The 12,528-nt window shown below is 37.8% G+C and carries 11 protein-coding genes; 6 read left to right on the plus strand and 5 right to left on the minus strand.

Going from position 1 to position 12,528, the window contains the following annotated elements; translation table 11 throughout:
* Positions 1 to 87 precede the first annotated feature (87 nt).
* The 3 genes from PQ459_08855 to PQ459_08865 all read right to left on the minus strand — a co-directional run bounded on the left by PQ459_08855 (position 88) and on the right by PQ459_08865 (position 3,584).
* A complete protein-coding gene (locus tag PQ459_08855; GenBank protein ID WDF48574.1) occupies positions 88 to 1,668 on the minus strand; it encodes an ATP-dependent DNA ligase in 1,581 nt (526 codons plus the stop codon).
* Positions 1,669 to 1,924: 256 nt separating this feature from the next.
* Positions 1,925 to 2,947 carry a ligase-associated DNA damage response exonuclease gene (locus tag PQ459_08860; GenBank protein ID WDF48575.1) on the minus strand — a complete coding sequence of 341 codons (1,023 nt, stop codon included), beginning with the start codon at positions 2,945 to 2,947 and terminating at the stop codon, positions 1,925 to 1,927.
* A gap of 130 nt (positions 2,948 to 3,077) precedes the next feature.
* Entirely contained in the window at positions 3,078 to 3,584 is a 507-nt protein-coding gene (locus tag PQ459_08865) for a pyridoxamine 5'-phosphate oxidase family protein (protein WDF48576.1), read from the minus strand.
* Positions 3,585 to 3,750: 166 nt separating this feature from the next.
* Between PQ459_08865 and PQ459_08870 the strand changes: the two genes are divergently transcribed.
* The 5 genes from PQ459_08870 (at position 3,751) to PQ459_08890 (ending at position 9,504) form a co-directional block, all read left to right on the plus strand.
* Complete coding sequence (locus tag PQ459_08870; protein WDF48577.1) at positions 3,751 to 4,530, plus strand: Ku protein; 780 nt, start codon at positions 3,751 to 3,753, stop codon at positions 4,528 to 4,530.
* Between the two features lie 96 nt (positions 4,531 to 4,626).
* Positions 4,627 to 7,167 (plus strand): DNA ligase D, encoded by a 2,541-nt coding sequence (gene ligD / locus PQ459_08875; protein ID WDF48578.1) that lies wholly within the window; start codon positions 4,627 to 4,629, stop codon positions 7,165 to 7,167.
* Between the two features lie 767 nt (positions 7,168 to 7,934).
* Entirely contained in the window at positions 7,935 to 8,069 is a 135-nt protein-coding gene (locus PQ459_08880) for an AraC family transcriptional regulator (protein WDF48579.1), read from the plus strand.
* Positions 8,070 to 8,194: 125 nt separating this feature from the next.
* Complete coding sequence (locus tag PQ459_08885) at positions 8,195 to 8,878, plus strand: NAD(P)H-dependent oxidoreductase (GenBank protein WDF48580.1); 684 nt, start codon at positions 8,195 to 8,197, stop codon at positions 8,876 to 8,878.
* Between the two features lie 14 nt (positions 8,879 to 8,892).
* The gene (locus PQ459_08890) at positions 8,893 to 9,504 is read left to right on the plus strand and encodes an NAD(P)H-dependent oxidoreductase (protein ID WDF48581.1); all 612 of its coding nucleotides are present in this window, start codon (positions 8,893 to 8,895) and stop codon (positions 9,502 to 9,504) included.
* 69 nt (positions 9,505 to 9,573) lie between these two features.
* On the opposite strand, the gene PQ459_08895 is transcribed toward PQ459_08890, so the two are convergent.
* Together PQ459_08895 and PQ459_08900 are read right to left on the minus strand one after the other, a co-directional pair.
* A complete protein-coding gene (locus PQ459_08895; protein WDF48582.1) occupies positions 9,574 to 10,332 on the minus strand; it encodes an SDR family oxidoreductase in 759 nt (252 codons plus the stop codon).
* 84 nt (positions 10,333 to 10,416) lie between these two features.
* Positions 10,417 to 11,358 (minus strand): helix-turn-helix transcriptional regulator, encoded by a 942-nt coding sequence (locus tag PQ459_08900; GenBank protein WDF48583.1) that lies wholly within the window; start codon positions 11,356 to 11,358, stop codon positions 10,417 to 10,419.
* A gap of 527 nt (positions 11,359 to 11,885) precedes the next feature.
* Here PQ459_08900 and PQ459_08905 point away from each other — a divergent pair.
* A complete protein-coding gene (locus tag PQ459_08905; protein WDF48584.1) occupies positions 11,886 to 12,503 on the plus strand; it encodes a hypothetical protein in 618 nt (205 codons plus the stop codon).
* Positions 12,504 to 12,528 lie beyond the last annotated feature (25 nt).

Raw genomic sequence — 12,528 nt, forward strand, 5'->3', positions numbered from 1 at the left:
CTTTGCCATCAGCTTTCTTGAACTTCTGATTCTCATAAATTAAAACAATTACAAAAACTTTTGTGACTTTTGTGGTTTAAATCAAATCTACTGTATCAGTTTCTTAATCTCTTCAATATCATCAATATCATTCACGGTTTTGTCTTTCCGCCATCTTAAAATCCTTGGGAAACGCAATGCCACACCGCTTTTGTGTCGGTTACTGAAGCCAATTCCCTCAAATGCAATTTCGAAAATCAACTCAGCTTTCACAGTTCGCACAGGACCAAATTTTTCAATCGCATTTTTATTGACAAACTTGCTGACTTCCATAATTTCCTTATCCGTCAATCCGGAATAAGCTTTGGCAATGGTAACCAATTTATCACCACTTTTCACGGCAAAACTGTAATCGGTGTAGTAGGCGCTTCGTCGTCCGCTTCCTTTTTGGGCATAAATCAAAACAGCATCAATCGTCAACGGACTGATTTTCCACTTCCACCAATCGCCTTTTTTTCGACCGGAATGGTAGTGTGAATTTTTCTGCTTCAGCATCAAACCTTCACTGTTGATTTCCCTTGAATTTTCTCTGATTAAATCTAATTTGCTCCAGTCTTTAAAATCAATGGACTGAGAAATTTTAATGTTTTCTGGCTCTTCATTTAACAATAATTCCTCCAACATTGCTCTTCTGGCGGAGATGGGTTTTTCCCTTAAATCAGTTCCTTCCAGTTCCAGAATATCGTATGCGAAAACTTCAATAGGAATTTCAGCGAGCATTTTTTTAGTTAAACTTTTACGGTTTAAACGTTTCTGTAATTCATTAAAATTTAAAACATTACCTTCCATTACCGCAAGTATTTCTCCATCTATTACAAAGTTACCTTTCATCGCTTTCACGGTCTCGGCAATTTCGGGAAACTGCTCGGTGACCAGTTCTTCACCACGCGACCAGATGAAAACTTCACCGTTTCGTCTGATAATTTGTCCACGGATTCCGTCCCACTTATATTCAATCAACCATTCTTCAGGTTTTCCCAAATCTTCCAGCTCTTTTTCCAGTGGATAAGCCAAACAGAAAGGGTAGGGTTTTGAATTATCGGGATTGATATTTTCAGCCGAAATCAATTCCTGAAATGAAACTTCATCAGGTTGCCATTTCCCCATTAAACTGTGCATCAACGTACTCGCTTCCTGTCCGGAAAATTTCGTAAGAGAATTAATTAAAGTCTTTGAGGAAACCCCAATTCTGAAACTTCCACCCAGTAATTTATTGAAAATCAATCGTTCCGTGTAATCCAAACCGTTCCAGGAATTAAGAACAAATTCTTTTTTCTCAGCTTCGGTTTTCGTTTTAAGTCCGATGATTTCATTCATCCATTCAGATAAAGTTTTCTCTATTTTTTCAGTTGGTGGCGGAAGAATCAAGGATATCGTTTCACCCAAATCGCCGACTGAGGAATAACTTTCCTGAAAGAGCCAAAATGGCAGTTGGGTAATTTCCAATGCCCATTCTTTCATATAGTTGGTGTTCACATTTCGCTTGGGTCTTTTTCCCGTAAACAGGGCGATGAACCACAATTTATCATCATCAGGCGCACGCTCAAGATAATCGATGATGGCATCGATTTTAGCATTTGTTTTATTCGTACTTTCGAGGGCATTGATGAGTTCTGCGAAATTTTTCATTGCTTATCTTTTGTTTAATTTGGGCAGCTTAATCCGCCTTCCGTTCTCAATCTTTTTTTGCAAGACGTTTTGTCTTTAATTGAAGTTTCATTTTATGCAAAAAAAAGGATTTCCACTCAAGTCGGGCTGCGAGCAATTCGATGTTTAAAAATTAACAGGTCACTGCTACGGAGCTGTTTAAAACTACTCGGCATTTTTCAAATCCGAAATCTATTCTTAAAGTTTGTCGCCAACCTTGACAAGGTTATTTTTAGAATCAATCATTATCTTTTACAACTTCTTTTTCAGTTACCTCTTCATCATCGTCCCCATACAAAGTTTCCACAACATCAGATTTAATTCCCAATTCATTTAAATATTTAGAAAAAACTTCGGTTTGTCCGTGCGTTACGTGAACGATTTCTGCTTCTGTAGCTTTAATGGCTTGTAATAATCCTTTCCAATCGGCGTGGTCGCTCATTGGAAAACCGGCGTCCATACTTCGCCACCTTCTCGCACCGCGAACCTGCATCCAACCGGAGCAAATCGCAGTTGCTGCATCCGGAATTTTTTTGATAACATTGCTGTCCAACAAGGCCGGAGGAACAATCACAATGTCGCCTGCAACGTGTTTGATGCTTTCCCTGAAATCGGGAACTTCATAATCGGGAAGCACGATTCCAACTTCTTCAAAGGCTTTATTAAGTTTGCCAATCGAGTAGTGAACGTGAATTTTTCCCATTCCTTCGACGGCTTTCATAATTCGTTGCGCTTTACCCAAAGAATATCCGATGAACACAGAGGTCTTCTGATTTTCCTGATTTCGTAAAACCCAGTTCTGAAGTCTTTTATTTAAATCCGGAACTTCGAGCCAGTTGTAAATGGGAAGTCCGAAAGTACTTTCCGTCACAAATTCATTGCATTTTACGAGTTCAAAAGGAGTACTCAAACCATCATCCTGAACTTTATAGTCACCCGAAATCACACTAACATAACCTTTATATTCCAGACGAATCTGCGCCGAGCCAATGATATGACCAGCCGGATGCATCGAAAGTTTGACCCCATTAATGTCTAAAACCTCGCCGTACTGCAAGGTCTGACATTCGATGTCAGGAGAAATTCTTTGGTGTAAAATAGGTTTTGTAAAATGATGACAAAGGTATTTTTTCATTCCCCAACGGGCGTGGTCGGCGTGTCCGTGCGTGATGACCGCATAATCTACAGGTCGCCACGGGTCAATGTAAAATTTCCCTTGCGGACAGTAAATACCTTTGTTTGTGAATGTGATGAGTTTCAAAAGTGTGATGATGTTGGTGTTATTTGAATATTCAAAAAGCTGACCAATTGTTTTTCATTTATTAATTCTAAAAAAAATCTCCAACAATAAATGAATATCGTTGGAGAAATTATAGTATCAATTAAGAAAATTAAATCGTTGCGTTTCCTTCCACTCCGTCAGAATTGTCTGTTTTATTTCCCGTGATTGCTGCGGTTGCGAAAGTAAGAAGACTTACTAATTTTCCAGCTTTCGTATCCCAATAATAAGTTTCTTTCGGTTCTACTCGGATGATGGAAACATTCGGGTCATCTTTCCCGTCGAACCAAGCGTTTGCCATTGGCGACCATTTGTCCTCGATGGTGGATTTGTCTTTATAAATGTAAGCATCGCCGAAGATGGAAAGATATTCGGAATCGCTATTGTTCATAAAATAAAGTTGAACGCGCTTATCTTCCTTGATTTCGAAATTCTTGTTGCTCGTTTCACTACTGATAAACCATAGATTTCCGTTCTCATCGGTTTCCTGGATTCCCATTGGTCTGGAGTTAACTGGCAATCTGTCCAACTCTGTACAGAACATACAGATTCTCGCTTTTTCCGACAGTTCCTTGATTTTTTCTATTGCTTCTTGGTTTGTTAAATCTTTTGTAGACATAATAATTTATTTTTTAGTGATTGATTTCTGTAGCAGTTACAAATAATGTGCTAAAAGATTTCAATCTTGTTAATAATGAAATTTAAAAATTTTGACGATGGAATATTTATTGTAACAGAATCAGTAATAATTTTTCATTATTAATTTCAATTTTAAAAACTGAATTATGAGAGCAATCTGGAATGGCGCCATTGGCTTCGGACTTGTGAATATTCCCATCAAATTATATTCTGCGACAGATTCCAGCACTTTGGATTTGGATATGTTGGACAGCAAGGATTTGAGTAATATCAAATTCAAACGTGTCAACGAGAAATCTGGAAAAGAAGTGGTTTGGGAAAATATTGTCAAAGGTTACAAACTTGAGGACAAATACATCGTTCTCGACAAAGAAGATTTCGCGGCCGCAAGTCCGGAAAAATCAAAAGTTCTCAGTATTGCCCAATTTGTAAAACAAGATGAAATTGATTCTGCCTTGTTCGAAACACCATATTTCCTTGAACCTCAAAAGAATGGCGAAGCGGCTTACAAATTATTATTAAAATCATTAATGAAAACCAAAATGGCCGGCATCGGTTCTTTTATTTTAAGAGAACGTGAAATCCTATGTCTGATTCGGCCTTATGATGACAAAATATTGATGGTCAACAGAATGCGTTATCCTGAGGAAATGAGAAGCTACGAAGATTTGAAAATCCCAACCGGAAAAGCACCAAAACCCGATGAACTCAAAATGGCTGAGTCATTAATCAAATCTCTGGCAACCACTTTTGACCCTTTAAAATACAAAGACACTTACAATGCAGATTTACTGAAAATCATCAAGCAAAAAGCAAAAGGCAAAAAGGTGAAATTGGTGGAAGAAAAAGAACCAAAAGGAAAGACCACCGACTTGATGGCAATGCTGAAAGCCAGTCTCGAAGGCAAAAAGAAAAAAGCTGGATAAAAAGATTCAAGAAAAAATATAAGGGCTTCGAGAACCTCAGCCTCGCAAAGTTCAACTTCACTCAAACTCTCAAACTCTCAAACACTCCAACCCAAAATGGCACTCGAGGATTACAACAAAAAACGGAACTTCAAAGAAACTTCAGAACCGAGTGGAAAGGAAAAGGCGAGTGGTAAAAAACTGAAATTCGTGATTCAAAGGCACGCGGCGTCGCGATTGCATTACGATTTTAGATTGGAAATGGAAGGCGTTTTGAAAAGTTGGGCCGTTCCGAAAGGACCGTCACTGAATCCATCTGACAAACGATTGGCGATGATGGTGGAAGACCATCCTTACGAGTACAGAACTTTTGAAGGCTCGATTCCGAAAGGGAATTATGGTGCAGGCGAAGTGGAAATTTGGGATGAAGGAACCTACGAACCCATCGAAAAAGTAAAAGGCAAAACAGATGACCTTGTGATGCGCGCCGAACTTCACAAACAATCTCTGAAATTTATTCTTCACGGCAAGAAATTGAAAGGCGAATTTGCATTAGTCAAAATCAAAAATCCGCAAGAGGACAACGCTTGGTTGCTCATTAAACATAAAGATGATTTCGCGGTTTCCGACGATTACAACGCCGAAGAACACACATCCAAAAACTCAAAAGTAACGGCTTACCTCGAAGGGAAAGACAGTAAAAAAAAAAATACCGCCTCCGAAAGCATAAAGCATTTTAAAAATTATACTCCAGCACTTTCCGGCGAGAAAAAACTGTCGGATTTCATTGTGCCGATGTTGTGCAAAACTACTGATAAACCTTTTGATGATGCGGATTGGGCGTTCGAAATTAAATGGGACGGTTATCGGGCGATTGCAGATTTACGAAATGATTCTATCGGATTATATTCCAGAAACGGTCTGGATTTTTCTCAGAAATTCAAGAAAGTGGCGAATGCATTGAAACTTCAGGAACACGAAATGATTCTGGATGGTGAAATCGTTGCTTACGATGACAAGGGAAAACCAAACTTTCAATGGCTTCAAAGAATTGGCGACAATCCTGATTTGGCATTGATTTATCAGGTGTTCGATTTGCTTTGGCTGAACGGACATTCAACCGAGGAACTGACTTATCTTGAACGGAAAGAATTGCTGAAAGAAGCTTTGGTTCAAAACGACATTGTCCAATTCCACGACCACATAATCAAAGACGGAAAAGATTTTTATCAAGTCGCAAATGACCTTGGTTTGGAAGGTATTGTTGCGAAGAAAACCGACAGCACTTACAAAGAAGGCGTCCGAAGTTCGGAGTGGCTGAAGATTAAAATCAATCAAACCGATGAAGCAATTATCTGCGGATTTACAGAACCAAAAGGCTCTCGGAATAAATTTGGTTCCCTGATTCTCGGGAAATATCTGGACGGCAAAATGGTTTTCTGTGGTCACACGGGAACAGGTTTCAACGACAAAGCGCTTTCTGAACTTCATCAATTAATGAAACCTTTGATTATCGAAAAATCGGTTTTCAAAATTACGCCGAAGACGAATGCAAAAGCGACTTGGGTGAAACCGGAACTGGTTGCTGAAATCAAATTTACGGAAGTCACCAAAGATTTTATTTACCGTCATCCCGTTTTCCTGCGACTTCGCGACGATGTGAAACCGAAAGATGTGGAATTCAATGCTGAAAACAAATCAAAAAACGAAATTGTGAAAAAAGCCGAACCAAAAACCAGAACTGCCAAAAACGAAATCACCAAAAAAATCGGAAAGCAAGAATTGAAACTAACGAATCAAAACAAAATCTATTTTCCCGATGATGACGTGAGCAAAGGCGATGTGATAGATTATTATCAAAGTATTTCGAAATATATTCTGCCACATCTCAAGGCGCGTCCGCAATCTATGAATCGTTTTCCGAACGGCATTAAAGGACTCAGTTTTTATCAAAAAGATGCATCGGAGGAAACGCCCAATTGGATTGAAATTGAAAAAGTTTTTTCGGAAAGCAGTGACAAGTACATCAATTATATCATTTGCAACGACAAGGAAACTTTGGCTTATCTAAACAATCTCGGTTGTATTGAACTCAATGTTTGGACGAGCCGATTGCCTAAAGCTGATTTCCCCGATTACTTGGTTTTGGACCTTGACCCATCAGACAAAAATACGTTTGAAGATGTTATTGAAACCACTTTGGCGGTGAAAGAAGTTTTGGATTTGGCTGGAATCAAAGCAGTTCCAAAGACTTCGGGGAGTTCCGGAATCCACATTTATATTCCGATGGGCGCGAAATATGATTACGACCAAGTCAAGGATTTTGGACATCTTTTGATGCAAATGGTTCAGCAAAAATTGCCAGATTTGACAACACTTGAAAGAAGCCTTCAAAAACGTGATAAAAATAAAATCTACCTCGATTATCTTCAAAACCGCCGTGGACAGACGCTCGCGAGTGTTTACAGTCTTCGACCAAAAGAAGGCGCGCCCGTTTCGATGCCGTTGGAATGGGATGAGGTGAAAGTTGGCTTGAAGCCTACTGACTTCAATATCCATAATGCATTGGAACGATTGAAGGAGAAAGGCGATCTTTTCAAACCGGTTCTTGGAAAAGGAGTTGATATGTTGAAGGTGATCAAGAAGTTGGAAAAATAAGAGTTTTCATTAGAAAGTGGTACAAATTATTACATTTGTACGATGAAAACTTTCAAAGACTTCAAAACGTATAACGACTACATCGGTTTATCAAAACCTTTGGATAATGACATCGATGTTGGCTATTACGACCCGCCGAATATGTTGTCGAAGTCGGAAGCCGTTGCGGTTGATTTTTATAGGATTTCATTTAAAATCAATCTTAAAAATAGAAATACACCAGATTTAAAACCCATTACCGCGGTCTTTTTCAACAGTCCAAATATGGTTGTGGATGAAGGTTGGGATGTGGAACCGACTTATCAGGGAATGTATCTTCAGCTTTCAAAGAAATTCATTGAGGAAAACAGGTTTCTCTTTAAAACTTATCTGGATTACGGTCTGCACGAAGCTTTGTACTTGACCGATGAAGAAGTCCAGGAAATCAGTGATGTTTTTAAATTAATGATGAAATATTACGAAAGTGAGAAACGTAATTTCAATGTGCTTTTGTCTTATGTGAATGTACTGATTTCTTTGGTGGAAGCATTTTATAAACGTCAGTTCTCCACCGACCCGAAGCAATATAACAGAGTCGTTACAGATTTTCAGCAAAGTTTGGTCGAGTATTATCAACAACCGGTAAAACAACTTCCGAACGTTCAGTATTTTGCTGATAAATTAGGGTTGACAGCGAATTATTTAGGTGACATCATCAAGCATTTTACCCAAAAATCAGCACTTGAAAATATCCACGAATTGTCATTAAAAAAGCCAAAGAATTGCTGGTGGAAAATGAAAAACTCAACACGACGGAAGTTGCCTACGAATTGGGCTTCGAGTATCCGAATTACTTTTCAAAATTCTTCAAAAAACAGGTCGGAGTAAGTCCGAAAGAATACCGCCAGGAACTGATTAAATAATACAAACGTCTTCGAAAGGAGGCGTTTTTTTGAAATCCGTAATTTGTTTCTTTTTTATTGGTAGTTTGTTTCCGTCAATTTTTTCAATCGCTTTTACCTTTGTCGGGTAATCAAACATTGAATTAATGAAAGCAAAAAAAATCCTTTTTACATTCCTGATTTTCTTTTCATTCGGAATACATCTAAATGCGCAAAAAAAATATTCAAAACAGAAAACAGTTTTATTGATTAATACGCATTTGAGCTATCCCGGCTGGTCTGAGGGTAAACTTAACGCTTCTTTCTATCATAAAGCCAAAGAGTTTTTCATTTCTAAAAACTACAAAGTTCTTGAAACAAAAGTGGAAGACGGCTACAATGCGGATGAGGAAGTGGAAAAACATCTTCAGGCCGATATCGTCATCCTTCAGACGCCTGTCAATTGGGAAAACACACCCTGGATTTACAAAAAATATGTGGATGAAGTTTTCAACAGCGCCTTGAAAAGCCAAAAGTTCCTTTCCGGCGACGGCCGTTCCGAAGCTGAAGGTTCCAAACAGTACGGAATGGGAGGGAAAATGCAGGGCAGAAAGTTTATGATTTCTGCCACTTGGAATGCGCCTGAAGAAAGCTTCAATGACAAAAACCAATATTTGTTCAAAGGCAAAAGTGCCGATGACGCTTTGTGCAATGTTGCTGCAAATTATCTTTTCACAGGCTTTGAGGTCGTTCCAGGCTACTACTGCTACGACGTTTATCACAATAAACATATTAAGGAAGACATCGAAAATTATCCTGCTTATTTGCAGAAAGTTTTTAACATCAAATAAAATTATTCAATAAAATGACAACTAATTCAACTAAAAAAGTACTCTTAATCAATACGCATTTAACCTATCCAAACTGGTCCGAAGGTTTATTAAACGATGCATTCCACCAAAAGGCCAAGGATTTTTTTCTGGAAAAAGGCTTTGAAGTCATAGAAACCAAAGTAGAAGATGGTTACAATCCGGATGAAGAAGTAGAAAAACACATTGATGCTGACATTATCATCCTGCAAACGCCTATCAATTGGTTTGGTGCGCCGTGGATTTACAAAAAATATGTGGATGAAGTTTTCAACAGTGGTCTGTTCAGCGAAAAATTTCTTTCCGGCGATGGCAGAACCAGAGAAGACCTTACAAAACAATATGGAACTGGCGGAAAAATGCAGGGCAAAAAGTTTATGGTCTGTTCCACTTGGAATGCTCCAAAAGCAAGTTTTGACGACAAAAATCAAATGCTTTTTGAAGGCAGAAGTACAGCTGATGTGCTCATTCAGATTACCAGCAATTACCGTTTCTGCGGTGTAGATATTGTGGCAGATTATAACTGTTTTGATATTTTCAAGGACGGCGATATCGTTGGTACTTTAGAAAATTATCCAAAGCATTTGGAAAAAGTTTTTGAACTTTAAAACAATCCTAATGATAAAAAATCCCATTCAACAACTTGCGAATGGGATTTTGATTTATTTTAAATTTCATTAAAGTTTGAAACCGCCTGAAACTTCAACTCTTTGACCATTAATCCATTTGGAATCGTCTGAGCAAAGAAACGCGACCACGCTTCCGATATCATCCGGCAAACCAACTCTTCCCAAAGCCGTTTCAGAAGCCAAATGTTTGTTCAAATCTGAAATGTCACGGACAACGCCTCCGCCAAAATCAGTCTCAATCGCACCTGGAGCAATCGAGTTTACTCTAATTTTTCGAGCGCCAAATTCCAAAGCCTGGTATCTTGACAAAGAATCGATTGCCGCTTTCATCGCGCCATAAGCGGAATATCCAGGCATTGAGAATCTTGCCAAACCTGAAGATGTATTCACAACACTGCTTCCGTCATTCAACAATGGTAGAAGTTTTTGAGTTAAGAAATATGGGCCTTTGAAGTGAATATTTGTCATTGCGTCCAAAATCTCCTCAGTCGTCGTTTCAAAACTTTCGTTGATTCCGATTCCCGCGTTGTTGACCAATGCGTCCAGTTTTGCAGAAGAAAATTGAGTCTTCAAAACGTCTTTCACTTCAGTTACGAACTGGTCGAAACCTGCAGTTGTAGAAATGTCCAAAGGTAATGCGAATGCTTTTTGCCCAAGACTTTCGATTTCTTTTACAACTTCGTCCGCTGCTTCTTTTTTGGTTTGATAAGTTAAGATGATATCAAATCCTTTTTTCGCTAACTGTAAAGCTGAATCTTTTCCCAATCCGCGGCTTGCGCCTGTTACTAATGCTATTTTACTTGCCATTTTTATTTGTTTTAATTAATGATACAAAGTTGAAAAATTATCGCATTCGTTGGTTTGCATAAATCAAATTAAAATTTGTGAAAATCAAACAATCAGCAATTCGCGGTAGTGTTGAGGTGATTGTTGGCTGTATTTTTTAAAGAAGTTAGAAAAATGCGCGACCTCTTCAAAACCCAATGTGAAAGCGATTTCCGAAATATTCCATTGCGTTTGGGTCAGTAATATTTTAGCTTCCTGAAAAATCCTGCTTCCGATGATTTCACCCGTTGTTTTTCCCGTTGTTTCTTTCAGAACTCTGTTGAGGTGATTCACGTGAACGCCCAAAATTCCCGCAAAATCTGCTGGTGCTTTCAGTTGAAGAAGTTGGCTGATATTTTCGATAGGGAACTGTCTTTCCAATAGTTCTATGAATAGAGTAGTCGTTCTGGAGGCGGCAGTTTTGGTATTTTCAATTGGTTTAATTGGTTTTAATTTCTGACCCAAATGAATCAATTCCATCACGTAATTTCTCAGCAAATCATATTTATAAACATAATCAGACTTGATTTCTTCGTGCATTTTCAAGAAGATTGCTTCGAATTGATGAAACTGTTCTGTTGATATTTGAAAGATAAAATCGCTCTGAGCCGCGAAAACCGGAAGCAGGTCAAGCTCCAAACCAACTTTCGTGGCTGGCAAAAAATCTTTGGTAAAAACACAAAAATGGCCCGACTGCTCTTTACATTGATTGGTGTAGTTGTAAGGAATCTTCGGCGATGCGAAAAGAACGGCGCAATCCTCAATCTCAATGGTTTTGTCTGCGTATTCTACTTTATTCTTACCATTGATCAAACTTATTTTATAGTAAGTTCTCCTGTTGTAGGGCATTTCAGTCTTCGAAGTACTGGTCCTGTAGATTTCGGAAATATCAAAAACATTGAAGTGGCCAATATCCTTATTGATATTTTCAGTAAGAAATTGATTGATGTCAGGACAAGTGTCTCCCAAAATATCCTGATAAAATTCTTTGATGGTGATCGAGCTCATTGGTTTGTAAAAATCAAAGATACAAGTTTGGAATTAATCAAAAAATAGGAATCTGCAAAATCGGTGAGTATCTCCGAATTGACTCATCGTAAATCTATAATGAAAAAATATCGAATAATTTTTTTCATCTTATCATTAATACAAAAAATATAAGAATTAAGATAAAGACGAAAAGTTTCGGCAGTGGAACTTAGAAGTAAAAATTTATTATCCTTTCTACGTCCCTGTTTGAAGCAGATTTGGTGAAATAAAGTTTGAGTTAAAACAATCAAGAAATTGGATATTTTTTGCTTATTAATGTTAATTGATTGTGAATTTTTATGAACATAATCTATTAATGTTTTAAATTTAATACAAATATTGTCTTATTGTTATTTTATTGCTTGTTTTTCGATGATTTTGTTTTACATTTGTCGAAATTATTTTAAATATTTATCAATCAGTTCTTTAAAAACAAAGACTTTCGTCTTTTGGAGCTTGTTTTATTAAAATTTTATTACACCACATTACTCTTATCAGGTGCAGGAATGAAGGAGAAAAAAGAATTTTTGAATACCGTTCAACCAAATGTCTTTCTTAGTTTAAGAAAAGTGTTTGGGATTTTCTTTTTGTGCCTGGTTCATCTACTATCTGCAAACGTCATTAACGGAAATAATGAATCTGTTGTTTTAGATTCTCTATCCACCGATCATCAGGATCAGGTGCAGCCGCAAGGGAATATCTATATATCCTCTGGTACGACGATAGTTACGGTGGATAAGCCAAATTTTACGATTGTAAAGGTAGAATCGGCTCCTGTAAAGTCAAACACTAAAAAAGCATCACCTCCCAAGAAACTGCTTACTGTAAAAAAGCAGGAGAAGAAGCTGGAAGGTCAGATTAAGGAAAAAAAATACGTCAATAGTTACAAATTTTCTGGAACTAGTCCATCTGAGATTAGTTTTTCCAGATTTTCCAGAACGAAGTTAGCTGTTCTTGGTTCTTCTAATCATAAAATAGAAAATGGTGAGGTTGTATTACTTCTCTTTGATTTTAGTCAGCCCATCATTGATATTGAGTCGAGATCGTTCTCGTATTCGGATTCTGTTTTTTCAAATTATCAATTCGCATTACTCTTTGTAAGGCCGCCGCCTGCTGTTATATAGATTTCGGTAACAAAACATTTTCCTG

The organism is Chryseobacterium sp. KACC 21268 (assembly GCA_028736075.1).
Taxonomy (GTDB): Bacteria; Bacteroidota; Bacteroidia; order Flavobacteriales; family Weeksellaceae; genus Epilithonimonas.